Raw genomic sequence first — 15705 nt, forward strand, 5'->3', positions numbered from 1 at the left:
GTCGGACCCCGCCCGTAGAGTCGAGGACGTCCGGACGGTCCAGGACCCGGGCGGGAGGTGGCAGAACGCATGAGCGGTGGCACGACCGCGGTCCCGGGAGCGGCGGGAGGGCCCGGCCGCGCAGGGAACCCGGTACCGGTGCGCCTCGCCTGCGTCTACCTGCCCGCGCCCGTCCCGCGCGAGAGCCGGATCGCCTTCTGGGACCCCGAGGGCGGCCCGCTGCCCGACGGCGGGGGGACCGGCGCGCCCGCCGTGGAGGAGCTGACCGTCGTACGGCGCCACGGAGCGGGGGCACGCCGCCGGCGGGTGCCCGCGCTGACCCTGCCGATCGCCGACGCCCTGCCCCTGCTGGTGCGGGCCCGGCGCGACCCGGCCGCCCACCCGGCCACCGCCTGCTGGGGCGCCGCCGCGCTGCACGCCCTGCGCCTCGTCGCCCGCGGCCGCCTGCTGCCCGGCCTGACTCCCGGCGGTCACGACGCCTGGCGCGCCGGTCCACTGGAGCCCGGCGACCTCACCCATCTGCGCGCGGTGGCCGCCGCCCTGCCGCCCGAGGGCCACGCGGTCCCGCTGCCGGAACCCGGCCCGCTGCGGCTGCCCGAACCGGAGGCGCTGGTCCGCTCCTTCCTGGACGCGGTCGCCGACACGCTGCCCCGCACCCCGGCCGCCGCCCACAGCGCGGGCCGCCCGTTCGCCGCCCGGGAGCCCCAGTCCCTGCCGCACGCGCACGGCTGGGCCGCGGAGGTCGCCGCCGGCATGGACGCGGGCGTACGGATCTCGCTGCGCCTCGACCTGTCCGCGTACGACGTCTTCGACGCCGGAACCGCCGCCGGAGCCCGCGCCGCCGGGGCCGCGATCGTCCAGGTGCACAGCCTCGCCGACCCCACCCTGATGGCCGACGCGGCCGCCCTGTGGGCCGGTGCGGCGGACGCCGCGTTCGGGCCGCGCGCCCACGTCGACGCCGCCCTCGCGGTACGGCGCGCGGCCCGGGTGTGGCCGCCGCTGCACCGGCTCACCGAGCAGGACGTCCCCGACGTCCTCGCCCTGTCGGAGGAGGAGCTCGGCGACCTGCTCGGCGTGGCCACCGCGCGGCTCGGCGCCGCCGGGGTCGCCGTGCACTGGCCCCGCGACCTCGCCCGTGACCTCGGTGCCGCCGCCGTGGTGCGCCCGGCGCCCGGCTCGGCCACCGACGGCACGGGGTTCTTCGAGAGCGAGGAGCTGCTGCGGTTCGGCTGGCAGCTCGCACTCGGCGGGGAACCGCTCAGCGAGGCCGAGATGGACGCGCTCGCCGAGGCCCACCGGCCGGTCGTACGACTGCGCGACCGCTGGGTGCTGGTCGATCCGGCCCTGGCCCGCAAGGCCCGCAAACGCGAACTGGGCCTGCTCGACCCGGTCGACGCGCTGTCCGTCGCGCTCACCGGCACCGCCGAGGTGGACGGCGAGACCGTCGACGCCGTCCCGACCGGCGCGCTCGCTGCCCTGCGCGACCGCCTCTGCGCCGGAACGCCCCCGGCCGAACCGCCCGCCGGACTCGCCGCCACCCTCCGCGACTACCAGTTGCGCGGCCTGGCCTGGCTCGACCTGATGACCTCCCTCGGCCTCGGCGGCTGCCTCGCCGACGACATGGGCCTGGGCAAGACGGTCACGCTCATCGCCCTGCACCTGAAGCGGGCCCGCACCGAGCCGACCCTGGTGGTCTGCCCCGCGTCCCTGCTGGGCAACTGGCAGCGCGAGATCACCCGGTTCGCGCCCGGTGTCCCCGTCCGCCGCTTCCACGGCCCCGACCGCACCCTGGACGGCCTGGCCGGCGGCTTCGTCCTCACCACGTACGGCACGATGCGCTCCACCGCCGAGCGGCTCGCCGGGCAGCCCTGGGGGATGGTCGTCGCCGACGAGGCGCAGCACGTGAAGAACCCGTACTCCGCGACCGCCAAGGCGCTGCGGACCATCCCGGCGCCCGCGCGCGTGGCCCTCACCGGCACCCCGGTGGAGAACAACCTCTCCGAACTGTGGGCCCTCCTCGACTGGACCACGCCCGGTCTGCTCGGCCCGCTGAAGTCCTTCCGCGCCCGGCACGCGCGCGCCGTGGAGAACGGCGAGGACCAGGAGGCGGTGCAGCGGCTGTCCCGGCTGGTCCGACCGTTCCTGCTGCGCCGCAGGAAGTCCGACCCCGGCATCGTGCCCGAGCTGCCGCCCAAGACCGAGACCGACCACCCGGTGCCGCTCACCCGTGAGCAGGCCGCCCTGTACGAGGCCGTGGTGCGCGAGTCCATGCTGGCCATCGAGACCGCGGAGGGCATCGGCCGGCGTGGCCTGGTCCTGAAACTCCTCGGCGCCCTGAAGCAGATCTGCGACCACCCCGCGCTGTACCTCAAGGAGGACGCCCGCACCGACCGGCTGGCCGCCCGGTCCGGCAAACTCGCCCTGCTGGACGAACTGCTGGACACCGTGCTCGCCGAGGACGGCTCCGCCCTCGTCTTCACCCAGTACGTCGGCATGGCCCGGCTCGTCACCGCCCACCTGTCCGCCCGCGCGATCCCCGTCGACCTGCTGCACGGCGGCACGCCGGTCCCGGAGCGCGAGCGCATGGTCGACCGCTTCCAGAGCGGCGGGACACCCGTGCTGGTGCTCTCCCTGAAGGCGGCCGGTACCGGCCTGAACCTCACCCGCGCGGGCCATGTCGTCCACTTCGACCGCTGGTGGAACCCGGCCGTCGAGGAGCAGGCCACCGACCGCGCGTACCGCATCGGCCAGACCCAGCCCGTTCAGGTCCACCGCCTGGTCACCGAGGGCACGGTGGAGGACCGCATCGCCGAGATGCTCGCCTCCAAGAGGGCCCTCGCCGACGCCGTCCTCGGCTCCGGTGAGTCCGCCCTGACGGAGCTGACGGACCGTGAACTGTCCGACCTGGTCACACTGCGGAGGTCCTCATGACGAGCGGGGACCGGCGTCCCGGCGACGCCGCCCGTGAGGCCCTGCGCACCGCACGCGGGCGCACCGGGGCCGCTCAGCGCGAGACGGACCCCGAACCGGAGGGCGCACCGGCCGGCACCGACTCCGGCGCGGACCGCGCCGCCCCGGCCGATCCCCGCCCCGGCGACATCGCCAGGGCGGCACTGCGCGCCGTGACGGCCGACCCGGACCACGCAGGCGCCCAGCGGTCCGGCCCACCCGCCGAGGCGGCTGCGTCGTCCGAGGCGGGCCGAGCCGGCGGGGCGGCCCCTTCCTCCGGCACGGCACCGTCCCCCGACGCGGCTCCACCCGGCGGGGATGCGCCGGCATCCGGCGCCGCCTCCGCCGGAGAGCGACCCGGTGACGTCGCGCGGGAGGCACTGCGCGCGGCCCGGCGGGAGGCGTCGCGGGCCCGGGCCGCGGAAGGCGGCGCAGGACGCGGGGGCCGCGCGTCCGCCCGCCGGGCCTCCGGACCGTCCCGGACGCCCGCCGCCTCCGGACCGCCCGGCGAGGAGCCACGAGCCGCACGCGCCCGAGCCGTCCAGGACATGCGGCAGTTCCTGAACACCGCCTTCCGCATGCCCTCCTCGACCGACGGACCGGAGATCACGGACGCGCCCGGCGCCCCGGAGTCCCCGGAGGGCGGGGACGAGCCGGGCGACACCGGCACCCCCGTCCGCCCGGACCGGGGCGCGGCGGCGCCCCCGCCGGTGCCCGGCACCATGGCCACGCCGCACCGGGACTCCGAACTGCGCCGCACCTTCCCGGCGTTCCCGCCCCGGACGGCCCGGGAAGAGAGCTCCGCGTTCGCCGGCACCTGGTGGGGCAACGCCTGGGTCGACGCGCTGGAGCGGGGCGCGCTGGACGCCAGGAGGCTGGCCCGTGGCCGGGGCTACGCGGACGGGGGCAACGTGGACGCGATCACGGTGACGCCCGGCCTGGTGCTGGCGTACGTGCGGGGGAGCCGCCCGCGCCCGTACCGGGTGCAGGTGCGCCTGCGCACCCTGGAGGACGACGGCTGGGAACGCTTCCTGGACGCGGCCGCGGACCGGCCGGGCCACATCGCGGCGCTGCTCGACAGGGAACTGCCCGAGTCACTCGCCGACTGCGGCGTGCCCCTGCTGCCCGGCCCCCGCGATCTCGCCCCCCGCTGCAGTTGCCCCGACTCCGCCCACCCCTGCAAACACGCGGCCGCCCTCTGCTACCAGACGGCACGCCTGCTCGACGCCGACCCCTTCGTGCTGCTCCTGCTGCGCGGCCGCGGTGAGCGCGAGCTGCTGGACGCCCTGTCCCGCCGCAGCGCCGCGCGATCGGCCCGCGCCGCCCGGGAGGGGGCGCCGAGTTCGCTCCCCGGGATCCGTGCCGCCGACGCCCTCGCCCCGCGCCGGCTGCCGCCCCTGCCGCAGCCCCTGCCCGTCCCGCCGCACCCGGAGCAGCCGCCGGTGTACCCGGCGGCGCCCGGCGGCCCGGACCCCCTCGCGCTGGACCAGCTCGCCACCGACGCCGCCGCCCGCGCGCACGCCCTGCTCACCACCGGAGCCGACCCGGTCGGTGAACTCACGCTCTGGCAGGACGCCGTACGGCTCGCCGCGGCACGCCCGGGCTCCGGTCTGACCGCCGCCACCCGCGCGCTGTACGCGACGCTCGCCGCAGCGGTCGGTCGTACCCCGGCCGAACTGGCCCGCGCGGTCGCCGCCTGGCGGCAGGGCGGCCCGGAGGGGCTGGCCGTCCTGGAGGACCCCTGGGACCCGCCGGCCGGCCGCTTCGACCGGGCCCGCCCGCTGCTGCTGGCCGCCGACCTCCCGGCGTTCCGCCCCTGGCGCAACCACCTCACCCACCCGCGCGGCCACGTCCAGCTCCGCCTGGGCCGCGACGGCCTCTGGTACGCCTACGAGTCGGAGCCGGGCCGGGACGACTGGTGGCCCCGGGGCACGGCCGACCCGGACCCCGTCGGGGCCCTGACCGGCCTGGGCGCCCCGGACGAGTCGTAGGCCGCGCCCCGGTGTCCGTGTGTCCGTGTGTCCGGGACACGGCCCACCGGTCGGGAGCCCGCCGCGCCCGGGCCGTCGTGGACGGAGCCGGGCTCGTGCCGGCGCCGTCCGGCACCGGCTCCCGGATCGCTCCCGCCGGCCGCCGGCCGGTCGCCTCTCCGGATCGACCCTCTCCGGGCGGGCCGTGCACGCGCCGGGTCCGTCGAGGTCACCGGAGCCCGCGTCCTCAGACCCCGGCGCCCTCCACCCCGTGCGCCTCGCGCGCGCCGGGCACCGGGGCGTCGTCGTCACGCGGCAGCACGCTGGGCCACCAGGCCCGCGGGCCGATGTCGAGCACCAGCGCCGGCACCAGCAGCGAGCGGACCACCAGGGTGTCCAGCAGGACGCCGAAGGCCACGATGAACGCGATCTGCACCAGGAAGGCCAGCGGGATCACCGTCAGGGCGGCGAACGTCGCGGCCAGCACCACCCCGGCCGAGGTGATCACCCCGCCGGTCGTGGTCAGACCGCGCAGCACACCCTGCCGGTTGCCGTGGACGAGTGCCTCCTCCCGTACCCGGGACATCAGGAAGATGTTGTAGTCGACGCCCAGCGCCACCAGGAACACGAACCCGTACAGCGGCACCGACGCGTCCGCCCCGCCGAAGCCGAACACGTGCTTGAAGACGAGCGAGGAAACGCCCAGCGTCGCCGCGAAGTTGAGCGCCACGGTCGCCACCAGCAGCACCGGCACGAGCAGGGAGCGCAGCAGCAGGACGAGGATCAGCAGGATGATCCCCAGCACGACGGGCACGATGACGGTGCGGTCCCGGGCCGAGGTCTGCTGGGTGTCGTACTGCTGGGCCGTGTAGCCGCCGACCAGCGCGTCGGCTCCGGGCACGGCGTGCACCCGGGCGCGCAGCCGCTCGACGGTCCGCTTGGCGGCGTCGCTGTCCGCCGCGGCCTCCAGGGTGGCGTCGACGCGGACCCTGCCGTCGACGACCTTCGGCGCACCGCCGCCGGGCCGGCCGGACGCCGAGACGGTGGCGGCCGACGCCACGCCGTCGGTGCCCTTCGCCGCGGCGGTCACCCGGTCGGCCCGGTCGGCGTCGGCGATGATGACGGCCGGATTGCCGGACCCGCCCGGGAAGTGCTCGCCGAGCGTCTTCTGGGCGGCGACCGACGGGGCGTCGTTCACGAAGATCTCGTCGAGCGGCACCCCCTTCGCGGAGAGCGACGGGGCGAAGGCCGCGAGCACGGCGAGGCCGAGCGCGGTCACCACCCAGACCGCTCGGGGGCGCGCGCCCACCTTCCCGGCGACGCGGTGCCACACGCCGTGTCCCTGCGTGTCGGCGTCGGACTCCCGCGGACGGGACGGCCAGTACGCGGCACGGCCGAGCAGCGCCAGCACGGCCGGCAGGAAGGTGAGCGCGGAGAGCACGGCGCAGACGATGCCGATCGCGCCGACCGGTCCGAGCGCGCGGTTGTTGGTGAGGTCGCTGGCGAGCAGGGCCAGCAGCGCGAGTGCGACGGTGGCGGCGCTGGCGGTGATCGCACCGAACGACCTGCGCACCGCCGCCACCGCTGCCCGGGCGCGGTCCTGCCCCGTCGCCAGCTCCTCGCGGAACCGCGCGGCCAGCAGCAGCGCGTAGTCGGTGGCGGCGCCGATCACGAGGATGGAGAGGATGCCCTGCACCTGCCCGTCCACCCGGACCACGCCGTGGTCGGCCAGCGCGTAGACGACCGCGCACGCCAGCCCGAGGGCGAACACCGCTCCGATGATGATCACGAAGGGCAGCAGAACGCTCCGGTAGACCAGGAGCAGGATCAGCAGCACGGCGCCGAGCGCCACGGCCAGCAGCAGCCCGTCGATGCCCGCGAACGCGTCCCCCAGATCGGCCTGGCTCGCCGCCGGGCCGGCGATCCGCGCCGTCGTACCCGGCACGCTGCGCGCGGCCGTGCGCACGGAGTCCAGCACATCGGGCAACCGGTCGCCCAGATCCGGCCGCAACTGGACGACGGCCTGCAGCGCCTTGCCGTCCTCGGAGGGCAGCGCGGGCGACGGCGTGCCGACGATCCCGGTACGCCCGGCGAGCGCGCCGAGGGCCCGGGTGGCGCCGGCGCGCCGGTCGTCCGTGATCGGCTTCCCGTCCGCCGTCCAGACGACGATCGCGGGCAGGGTCTCCGCCTCGTCGAAGGCCTCGCGGGCCTTGAGCACCTTGGTCGACTCCGCGCTCTGCGGCAGGAAGGCGGACTGGTCGTTGGTGGCGACCTCACCCAGTTTCCCGGCGTAGGGCCCGAGCGTTCCGCCCACACCGAGCCAGACGAACAGCAGGACGAGCGGCACGAGCCAACGCGCCCGGCCGGATGTCGCTCTCATGCGTCTCCTCGAAATATCGGTGCGACCAAGTGAGTCAGTCGTGAAGTATCTCAATGATTGAGTAACCATATACTGGGGCGATGCACGGGACCGAACACGCCTCGCCGTCTCTTCCGGCGGACGACCCCACGGGGTTGCAGTCCTTCGCGGTCCTGCTGCGCCGGCTCAACGCCGAGTTCAACCGCATCGCCCACGAGTTCGCCCAGACCCAGGGTCTCCACCTCACCGACGTCCAGGCCCTCGTCGCGATCCTCGACGCCGATCCGCAGGAGGGCCCCATGACGCCCGGGCGGCTGCGCAGGCGGCTCGACCTCACCTCCGGCGCCATGACCGCCTGTCTCGACCGCCTGGAACGGGCGGGCCACATCCGGCGGGTCCGCGCGGCCGACGACCGGCGCGTCGTGCACCTGCACTACGCGGAGGCGGCCAGAGGCGTCGCACGGGACTTCTTCCGGCCCCTGGCCCGCGGCACCGAGGCCGCTCGGCAGTGCTTCAGCCCCGAGGAACTGGGCGTGGTCTCCCGGTTCCTGGAGGAGATGAACCGGGAACTCGCCCTCCTGCGCAGCGGCCCCGACACCCGCTCGCACCGCCGCTGAACCACGCGGACCGCACGCCGGCGAGCCCCGCAGGTCTCGCCTGCGGGGCTCACCGGCGGTCCGTGCGGCGAGGACAGGGCGGCCCGGACCGGGCGGCGCCCGTGCGCGGACGCCCGCCACGGGGGGTGTCCGCTACGGGGGCGTCCGCTACGGGGGCGTCCGCCGACGGACGGAGCCCGGGTTCAGCACTGGGCGGAGGCCGGGAGCCCGGCCCGCGCGTCTCCGCGCAGATACACCGCGCTGACGTAGCCGTACCCGACGCCCCGGCCCCCGTACGCGTAGATCCAGACGTCGTTCCGGTAGCCGTTGTCCACGACCGTTTCGCCGTGGACCCAGCAGTACGCCGTGTACGTGTGGCCGAACTGCAGGGTGCTCATCCACGCGTAGCCGGTGCCCGGCCCGTAGCGCAGGTTCACCGCGGTGTAGGGCGCGATCGTGTACGCGTCGGACGCCGCGACGGAAGCGCGGCTGACGGCGGGCGCCACGGGCGTGGCCGCGGCGGCGCCGGGAGCGGCCGCCGACAGCAGCCCGGCGGCGAGCAGCGCTCCGGCCGCGGCGTTCCGGGCCCTGACCTTCGGGTGTGTGGTCACAGTGGGGCTCTCCAACTCGTCTCGACGTGACGGGTGATCAGCACCGCGCGGACGCGGGCAGGCCGGCGTACGCGTCGCCCTCGAAGTAGACGGCGCTGCTGTACCCGTCGGCGAAGCCGATCCAGACGTCGTTCGTGTAGCCGTTGTCGGTGACGGTCTGGCCGTGGGTCCAGCAGTAGGCCCGGTAGGAGCGGCCGGCGGTCAGGGTGGTCAGGTAGGCGCTGTGCGCGGTGGGCAGCTTGCGGACGTTGACGTTGGTGTAGGGCACGACGGTGTACGACGTCTCGGCCGGCGCCGCGACGGCGGCGGCCCCCGGGACGCCCACCGCGAGTGCGGTGGCCAGTGCGGCGACGACGGCGGTCCTGCTGCGCATGACGGTTCCCCCTCGGATATGGCGGCGACGGCGCCGGCGGGAGCCGGTCGCCGGCACCCGTCCGGCTGGTCGGGACGATCATGCTCTGGCCGGAGCGGGGGCGGCAACGCATTCGATCCACGTCGAAAGGCCGGCCGCGGCGTGCCGATGCTGCGGCCCGGTCGCTGCGGCCCGGCCGGTAGAGTGCGCTCCCGGTGTCCCCGAACCCGAACCCCGAGGTGGCGAGCGATGATCCGGGCCCGGCCGGGCCCGTCTCCGGGTGTCACCGCCGCGGAGATCGGGACCGAGGCGCACAGAAGGCGTCCCCGAAACCTCGCCGGGCGGCCCGCCAGGCCCTCCGGCGGTACGGCCGCGCCGTCCCGCTCGGCGCGCTCGTCGCCCGTTCCCGGCGGACCGCGCCGGGGCATCGGCGGCGGATTCGCGGCCACCGGCCCGCGCACGGACAGACCCGGAATCCCATGCACGTACTGATCCTCGGCGGTACGGCGGAGGCGCGACGCCTCGCCGGACTGCTCCACGGCACCCCCGGACTGAGGCTCACCAGTTCCCTGGCCGGACGGGTCGCCGGCCCCCGGCTGCCCCCGGGAGAGGTCCGGGTCGGCGGCTTCGGCGGGACGGACGGCCTGGTGGCGTGGCTCCGGGACCACTCGGTCGACGCGGTCGTCGACGCCACCCACCCCTTCGCCGCAACGATGAGCCTCCACGCGGCGAGGGCCGCCGCCGTCACACGGGTGCCCCTGCTCGCCCTGCGCCGGCCCCGGTGGGCCCCGGCCGGAGGCGACCGGTGGCACGAGACGGGGTCACTGGAGGAGGCCGCGCGGATACTGCCCGCGCTCGGCCGCCGAATCTTCCTCACCACCGGCCGCATGGGCCTGGCCGCGTTCGCGGACCTGGACGACCTGTGGTTCCTCGTGCGGTCCGTCGACGCGCCCGGCCGCCCGCACCCGCGGCGCATGGAGGTGCTGCTCGACCGGGGCCCCTTCACCCTGGACGGCGAGCGCGAGCTGCTGCACCGCCACCGCGTCGACGTCGTCGTGACGAAGGACAGCGGGGGAGCGGCCACCGCGCCGAAACTGGGCGCGGCCCGCGAGGCCGGGCTGCCCGTCGTCGTGATCCGCAGACCGCCGGTCCCCGAGGGCGTGCCCCTCGTGCCCGATCCGGAACGGGCGGCGGAGTGGATCCGCGGCCGCCTCGCGCGGCGCCCTCCCCGAGCCGCTGACTGAAGCCGGACACGGGCCGCACGGGTCACCGCCCGCGCGGTCGCCGGGGGCCGGGCAGCGGGGCCGCTCCCCCGCACGGCCTCCCGCTCACTCCTCCTCGCTCGCGATCGCGTTGAGCGCGGCGGCGGCGATGGCGCTGCCGCCGCGGCGGCCGCGCACCACCAGGTGCTCCAGACCGGACGGATGGGCGGCCAGCGCGTCCTTGGACTCGGCGGCCCCGACGAAGCCGACCGGGACGCCGATGACGGCGGCCGGCCGGGGCGCGCCCTCCTCGATCATCTCCAGGAGCCGGAAGAGGGCGGTGGGCGCGTTGCCGACGGCGACGACCGCGCCCTCCAGCCGGTCCCGCCACAGCTCCAGCGCGGCGGCGCTGCGTGTCGTGCCGAGCTTCGCGGCCAGCGCGGGGACCGACGGGTCGGACAGGGTGCACAGCACGTCGTTGCCGGCCGGCAGCCGCTTGCGGGTCACGCCGCTGGCCACCATCTGCACGTCGCAGAGGACGGGCGCCCCCGCCAGAAGCGCCTCGCGGGCCCGGGCCACGACCGCGGGGGTCCAGGACAGGTCGCGGACGAGGTCCACCATCCCGCAGGCGTGGATCATGCGGACCGCGACCCGGCTCACGTCGTCGGGCAGTCCCGTGAGGTCGGCCTCGGCGCGGATGGTGGCGAAGGACTGGCGGTAGATGGCCGCCCCGTCCTTCTCGTAGACGTGCGTGGTCACGGTCCTCTTCTCGCTGCTCTCGGTCGTCTTACGGTCGTCTTACGGCTCACGAGGTGATCGCTGCCGGGCGGCCCGGAGCCCGGAGGGCGCGTGCCCGGTGCGGGCGGCGCGTTCCGGTCCGGGGTCGCCGGCACTCCTCACGACCCCCGTCCGGTACGCGGCCGTGTCGATGTCGGAGGAGGGGAAGCCGTCGGCACGGCGGTGAGCATACCCGCGATGACGTCCACCTCCTCGGTCGGCCGCTGACGATTCGTGGGCTTCGGTCGCGGAGGGGGCCGGGCGGTCCCGGGTCCGCGGTCCGATCCGGCACGGAACGGCCGTCGGGACGGCACCTGATCCCGGGTCACCCTTCTTGCTGCTAGCGTGCAGTTGCATACTATTGGCAATAGTGTCGGAGGACGTTGGACATGGCGCTTTACACGCTCCCGGAGCTTCCGTACGACTACTCGGCGCTCGCGCCGGTGATCAGTCCCGAGATCATCGAGCTGCACCACGACAAGCACCACGCGGCGTACGTGAGGGGTGCGAACGACACGGTCGAGCAACTCGCCGAGGCGCGGGACAAGGAGTCCTGGGGCTCGGTCAACGGCCTGGAGAAGAACCTGGCCTTCCATCTGTCGGGGCACATCCTGCACTCGATCTACTGGCGGAACATGACCGGCCCGAAGGACGGCGGCGGCCAGCCGACCGCGGCCGACGGCCTGGGCGACCTGGCCGACGCGATCACCGAGTCGTTCGGCTCCTTCGCCGGTTTCAAGGCGCAGCTCAGCAGGGCCGCGGCCACCACTCAGGGTTCGGGCTGGGGCGTCCTCGCCCATGAGCCGCTCAGTGGCCGCCTGATCGTCGAGCAGGTCTACGACCACCAGGGCAACGTCGGCCAGGGATCGACCCCCGTCCTCGTCTTCGACGCCTGGGAGCACGCCTTCTACCTGCAGTACAAGAACCAGAAGGCCGACTTCGTCGAGGCGATGTGGGCCGTCGTCGACTGGCAGGACGTCGCCAGGCGGTACGCCGCCGCCAAGGAGCGCGGCGACAGCCTGCTGCTTCGTCCCTGACGGGTCGGGCATTCGGACGTCCCGCGCGTGATCGTCTTCTCGTCCCTCGCCGGCGGGCCGGAGGGATCCCGCGGCCGATCCGCCCGTGGGGTCCCGGCCGCCGCGGGTTCCCGGTCAGCCGCGGGACTGGTTCGCCCCGCCGCGGTCGGGGGCGGGACCGTGGTCGGGTCCTCCTGCCCCGGACGGATCGGTCGGGTCCTCCTGCCCCGGACAGAACGAAAGCACCGCCCCAGGACGGACTCGATCGCGGCCTTCGTGGATCCCAGGGGGCCGTCCGGGGGAATTCCGGTCGACACCGCCGGGATCTCCGTGTCCGCGCGGTCCGAGGAGACCGTCAGGTCCCAGGGTGGGAGCCGTGCCGTGTTCCCGCACGACTGGAATCCAGGAGGCGCGTCACGGGGCGCCCCCGGCTGACGGGTGATGCACTCCCATGCGAGATGCCCTGCGTACACAACTCTGGCCGCTGCCGGCTCTGGGCGTCGTGCTCGCCGTCGCCGCGGGCGTGGGTCTGCCCCGACTGGACATGCGGATCCCGTACGAGGACCGGCCCGCGCTCGCCGAGTATCTCTTCGAGGGCGGGCCGGCGGCGGCGCGGGCGGTGCTGGAGGCGATCGCCGGCTCCCTGATCAGTGTCACGGCCCTGACCTTCTCACTCACGGTGGTGACCCTGCAGTTGGCGAGCAGCCAGTTCTCCCCTCGTCTGCTGCGGACGTTCAACCAGGACCGCTACGTGCAGACGACCCTGGCACTCTTCCTGGCGACGTTCACCTACACGCTGACCGTGCTGCGCACCGTTCGCACCGAGGCCGCCGGACAGCGGATGTTCGTCCCGCAGATGTCGGTCACCCTGGCCTTCGTCCTCGCCCTGGCGAGCGTGTTCGCGCTCGTGGTGTTCCTGTCCCACCTGGCGAGCAAGATCCGGGTGGAGATCATGCTGCGCGACGTTCACGCCGGCGCCGACGCCACCGTCCGCAGGCTCCTGAAGGAATCCGGCTCCGACTCCGGCTCCGGTTCCGGCTCCGGCTCCGGCGCCGCGGAGCGCGCCGCGGTGCCGCGGCCCCCGTCCGGTGCACTGCCCCTGCCGGCCGGGGCCTCGGGCTTCCTGGCCGCCGTGAACGAGAAGAAGCTCTTCGCCGCCGCCGTCGAGGCGGACGCCGTCGTCCTGATCGACCGGTGTGCCGGAAGCTCGCTGATCGCCGGCACCCCCGCCGGAGCCGTCTGGCCCCTCACCGGCGAGCCGTTCGCCCCGGACACACGGCACCGTCTGATCGAGCGGACGGCCGCCGCGCTCGCCACCGGGTCCGAGCGCACCCCCGAGCAGGACGTCGCCTTCGGTCTGCGCCAGCTCACCGATGTGGCCGTCAAGGCGCTCTCGCCCGGTATCAACGACCCCACCACCGCGGTGCACGCCCTCTCCCACTCCTCCGCGCTGCTGTGCGAACTGGCGCGGCGTGACCTCTCTCCCCGGCTCCTTCGCGACGGCCACGGCCACGTTCGCGTCGTACTGCGCCGCCCCACCCTGGCGGAACTGCTCCACCTCGCGGTGGCCCAGCCGTTGCGCCACGGCGCGGCGGAGCCGGCGGTCCTGGCCCGCCTGTGCATGCTGCTGCGCGAACTGGCGTGGCACAGCACCCCCGAGCAGCGTCCCGCCGTCGTCGGCCACCTCGAGCGGGTACGTGCGGCCGTCGCCGCCCTGGAACTGCACCCCGACGACAGAGCGGACCTCGCCGACCTGGCCGACAGCGTCGACCAAGCCCTGACCGGCCACTGGCTCCCCGCCGCACCCTGACGCACGGCACCGCCGGCCGGCCGCGGTCCTCGGGGCGTCGAGTCCCTGTCAACGATGGGCCGGGCGGTGCCCGAACAGCCGCCACCGCCGATGGTCCCCCTCGCCCTGACGTGCGTCGTCGGGGGTCTGGTCGCTCCGGTCCGTATCGGTCGCGTGCTGGACGATCAGATCGTCGCGGTCCTGGCTGATGGCCGCCGTCCTGCGCCGCGATGCATCGAGTCCGCGGCGCGCGGCACGGCCGCGACGTGCGGTGCGGCCGTATCCGGTCAGCAGCAGGGCCAGCCCGACCATGCCGGCCGCCCCGACGACGATGCCGGTCAGGAAGAGGGCGCCCGTGGAACCGGTGACGTGGTAGCCGAACACCGTGAAGTCCTGGGAAGCGAGCTCGTGTCCGCCGCCGGTGTTGCCGAACACACCGGCCACGCCGACGACCACTGCGGCCACGAGGATGATGAGGCCGATGATGACGAACATGGCACTCTCCGATTTCTGACATATGTGCGGTGACCGTCTCGGCCGGTACGGGGTCCGACCGGGCTGCCGGTACAGCCCTGGGTACCCACGGCCCACCGCTGAAAGCGCGTTTCCGCGCGTGGGCCGGGGTGGAGCGGCACCGGGCGGACCGGCCGCGTCGGCAGGCCCGCGGGTCTCCGCGCAGGGCGACCGCGATCCCCGCGCCCGTGCGCGCCGACGGCTCCGCGGGAGACCGAGGGGCCGGAGCGGCGGCTCGAAAGGGCTGACCGGCCTCCACGGGATCCCGTTGGGCCCTCCCGCCGGCCGGCCGTCCGCGGTCGACTGGACAGCGAGCAAGAGGCGTCGTGGAGTAGGAGCCCTGTCATGACCGACACCGCACCCCATCGCATCAGCGCGGAGCCCTGGCCGGGTTCCGCCGTGAACCGACTCGACGTGACCCACGACGGCGGCGACGCCTACACCGTCGAGGTGCGCGGGCACCGCGTCCGGGTCGACCAGCCGGTCGACTCGGGCGGTACGGACACCGCGCCGACGCCCACGGAGCTGTTCGCCGCGTCCCTGGCCACCTGCGTCGCCTTCTACGCCGGCCGCTACCTGCACCGGCACGGCCTGCCCCGTACCGGGCTCCGCGTGCGTGCCGAGTTCGTCATGGCCACCGACCGTCCGGCCCGGATCGGCTCCGTGCGCCTCGTGGTCGTCCCGCCGCCGGAACTGCCCGAGAAGCGCCGTGCGGCCCTTCTGGCCGTCGCCTCGCACTGCACCGTCCACAACACCCTCGAACATCCGCCGGAGACGCGGCTGGAACTGGAGCCGGCGCCATGAGCGGGACCGTCGTGGCGGGCGTCACCGGGGGTGCCGTGCGGCCGGACGGTTGTGATCCTCGAGGGTCGCCACGGTCCCGAATCGGGACGTAGAGTACCCCTAGGGGTATTTTACGAGGAGTGATCGTGGAACTGGATCTCGAGGGTGCGTCCCTGAAGGCCGTGCTGAACCGGCTGCGGCGAGCGCAGGGGCAGATCTCCGGCGTGATCCGGATGATCGAGGAGGGGCGTGACTGCGAGGACGTCGTCACGCAACTGGCCGCCGCCTCCAGAGCGCTGGACCGGGCCGGATTCGCGATCATCGCCACCGGTCTGCAGCAGTGCGTGGCCGATGTCGAGGCGGGCCGGAACAACGGTGAGGACACGGACGCGATGCGCGCCCGACTGGAGAAGCTGTTCCTGTCGCTGGCGTGAGCTCGCCGGGCGGTCGTCGACGCCGGCACCGATCCGGTGGGTGCGGGACCCGGCCGCCGAACCCGGCGACTCGGTCGCGGGCCGGGCGCTGATGTCTCCGCCGTTCCCGGCCGGTGCCGCCGCGGCCGTGCCGTTGCGTCGCGGACTCCCGGGCCGAGGCGGCAGGACGGCCGGCGACTCCTCGGCCGAGCGGGACGAGGACGCCCCGTGCGCCCCGCCGGGGCGCACGGGGCGTCCTCGTGTCGACGGTGGCGGGGGGGGGGGGCGGGGGGGCGGGGGGGGCCCCCCCCCCCGGGGGGGGGGGGGGGGGGGGGGGGGGGGGGCGCCCCCCCCGGGGGGCCCCCCCCCCCCCCC

13 protein-coding genes are annotated in these 15705 nt (G+C 75.3%); 8 read left to right on the forward strand and 5 right to left on the reverse strand.

What is annotated here, in order from left to right; genetic code table 11:
- The first annotated feature begins 69 nt into the window (after positions 1-69).
- Together MXD57_RS18775 and MXD57_RS18780 are read left to right on the forward strand one after the other, a co-directional pair.
- The gene (locus MXD57_RS18775) at positions 70-2931 is read left to right on the forward strand and encodes a DEAD/DEAH box helicase (protein ID WP_250402677.1); all 2862 of its coding nucleotides are present in this window, start codon (positions 70-72) and stop codon (positions 2929-2931) included.
- Complete coding sequence (locus MXD57_RS18780) at positions 2928-4940, forward strand: SWIM zinc finger family protein (RefSeq protein ID WP_250402678.1); 2013 nt, start codon at positions 2928-2930, stop codon at positions 4938-4940. The genes MXD57_RS18775 and MXD57_RS18780 overlap by 4 nt, the downstream gene beginning before the upstream one ends.
- Positions 4941-5166: 226 nt before the next feature.
- Here MXD57_RS18780 and MXD57_RS18785 read toward each other — a convergent pair whose 3' ends face one another.
- On the reverse strand, positions 5167-7299 hold the full coding sequence (locus MXD57_RS18785) for an MMPL family transporter (RefSeq protein WP_250402679.1): 2133 nt from the start codon (positions 7297-7299) through the stop codon (positions 5167-5169).
- A gap of 80 nt (positions 7300-7379) precedes the next feature.
- Between MXD57_RS18785 and MXD57_RS18790 the strand changes: the two genes are divergently transcribed.
- Positions 7380-7895 (forward strand): MarR family winged helix-turn-helix transcriptional regulator, encoded by a 516-nt coding sequence (locus MXD57_RS18790; protein ID WP_250402680.1) that lies wholly within the window; start codon positions 7380-7382, stop codon positions 7893-7895.
- Between the two features lie 182 nt (positions 7896-8077).
- Here the strand turns inward: MXD57_RS18790 and MXD57_RS18795 are convergent, their stop codons facing one another.
- Both MXD57_RS18795 and MXD57_RS18800 read right to left on the reverse strand, forming a co-directional pair.
- Positions 8078-8485: an SH3 domain-containing protein gene (locus MXD57_RS18795; protein ID WP_250402681.1), complete on the reverse strand. Its 408-nt coding sequence runs from the start codon at positions 8483-8485 to the stop codon at positions 8078-8080.
- A gap of 37 nt (positions 8486-8522) precedes the next feature.
- The gene (locus tag MXD57_RS18800) at positions 8523-8858 is read right to left on the reverse strand and encodes an SH3 domain-containing protein (protein WP_250402682.1); all 336 of its coding nucleotides are present in this window, start codon (positions 8856-8858) and stop codon (positions 8523-8525) included.
- 458 nt (positions 8859-9316) lie between these two features.
- Here MXD57_RS18800 and MXD57_RS18805 point away from each other — a divergent pair, with 458 nt between their 5' ends.
- Positions 9317-10081, forward strand: coding sequence for a cobalt-precorrin-6A reductase (locus MXD57_RS18805; RefSeq protein WP_250402683.1), 765 nt, complete (start codon positions 9317-9319; stop codon positions 10079-10081).
- Positions 10082-10165: 84 nt separating this feature from the next.
- Here the strand turns inward: MXD57_RS18805 and MXD57_RS18810 are convergent, their stop codons facing one another.
- A complete protein-coding gene (locus tag MXD57_RS18810; RefSeq protein WP_250402684.1) occupies positions 10166-10798 on the reverse strand; it encodes a precorrin-8X methylmutase in 633 nt (210 codons plus the stop codon).
- Between the two features lie 407 nt (positions 10799-11205).
- On the opposite strand from MXD57_RS18810, the gene MXD57_RS18815 reads away from it, so the two are divergent.
- Together MXD57_RS18815 and MXD57_RS18820 are read left to right on the forward strand one after the other, a co-directional pair.
- Entirely contained in the window at positions 11206-11853 is a 648-nt protein-coding gene (locus MXD57_RS18815) for a superoxide dismutase (protein WP_250402685.1), read from the forward strand.
- Positions 11854-12283: 430 nt separating this feature from the next.
- Positions 12284-13642, forward strand: a complete 1359-nt coding sequence (locus tag MXD57_RS18820) for a DUF2254 domain-containing protein (protein ID WP_250402686.1) — start codon at positions 12284-12286, stop codon at positions 13640-13642.
- A 48-nt stretch (positions 13643-13690) separates the two neighbouring features.
- Here MXD57_RS18820 and MXD57_RS18825 read toward each other — a convergent pair whose 3' ends face one another.
- Positions 13691-14116: a hypothetical protein gene (locus MXD57_RS18825; RefSeq protein ID WP_250402687.1), complete on the reverse strand. Its 426-nt coding sequence runs from the start codon at positions 14114-14116 to the stop codon at positions 13691-13693.
- 363 nt (positions 14117-14479) lie between these two features.
- Between MXD57_RS18825 and MXD57_RS18830 the strand changes: the two genes are divergently transcribed.
- Positions 14480-14938 (forward strand): OsmC family protein, encoded by a 459-nt coding sequence (locus MXD57_RS18830; RefSeq protein WP_250402688.1) that lies wholly within the window; start codon positions 14480-14482, stop codon positions 14936-14938.
- A 125-nt stretch (positions 14939-15063) separates the two neighbouring features.
- On the forward strand, positions 15064-15351 hold the full coding sequence (locus MXD57_RS18835; RefSeq protein ID WP_250402689.1) for a metal-sensitive transcriptional regulator: 288 nt from the start codon (positions 15064-15066) through the stop codon (positions 15349-15351).
- Positions 15352-15705: the final 354 nt, after the last annotated feature.

This window comes from Streptomyces cellostaticus, from assembly GCF_023630175.1.
In the GTDB taxonomy this organism is placed as follows: domain Bacteria; phylum Actinomycetota; class Actinomycetes; order Streptomycetales; family Streptomycetaceae; genus Streptomyces; species Streptomyces cellostaticus_A.

What these genes read in the sequence shown, in the direction of transcription:
- MXD57_RS18775 (WP_250402677.1), top strand. Translation starts at nt 70, where the DNA reads ATGAGCGGTGGCACGACCGCGGTCCCGGGAGCGGCGGGAGGGCCCGGC.
- MXD57_RS18780 (WP_250402678.1), top strand. Translation starts at nt 2,928, where the DNA reads ATGACGAGCGGGGACCGGCGTCCCGGCGACGCCGCCCGTGAGGCCCTG.
- MXD57_RS18785 (WP_250402679.1), bottom strand. Translation starts at nt 7,299, where the DNA reads ATGAGAGCGACATCCGGCCGGGCGCGTTGGCTCGTGCCGCTCGTCCTG.
- MXD57_RS18790 (WP_250402680.1), top strand. Translation starts at nt 7,380, where the DNA reads ATGCACGGGACCGAACACGCCTCGCCGTCTCTTCCGGCGGACGACCCC.
- MXD57_RS18800 (WP_250402682.1), bottom strand. Translation starts at nt 8,858, where the DNA reads ATGCGCAGCAGGACCGCCGTCGTCGCCGCACTGGCCACCGCACTCGCG.
- MXD57_RS18805 (WP_250402683.1), top strand. Translation starts at nt 9,317, where the DNA reads ATGCACGTACTGATCCTCGGCGGTACGGCGGAGGCGCGACGCCTCGCC.
- MXD57_RS18815 (WP_250402685.1), top strand. Translation starts at nt 11,206, where the DNA reads ATGGCGCTTTACACGCTCCCGGAGCTTCCGTACGACTACTCGGCGCTC.
- MXD57_RS18820 (WP_250402686.1), top strand. Translation starts at nt 12,284, where the DNA reads ATGCGAGATGCCCTGCGTACACAACTCTGGCCGCTGCCGGCTCTGGGC.
- MXD57_RS18825 (WP_250402687.1), bottom strand. Translation starts at nt 14,116, where the DNA reads ATGTTCGTCATCATCGGCCTCATCATCCTCGTGGCCGCAGTGGTCGTC.
- MXD57_RS18830 (WP_250402688.1), top strand. Translation starts at nt 14,480, where the DNA reads ATGACCGACACCGCACCCCATCGCATCAGCGCGGAGCCCTGGCCGGGT.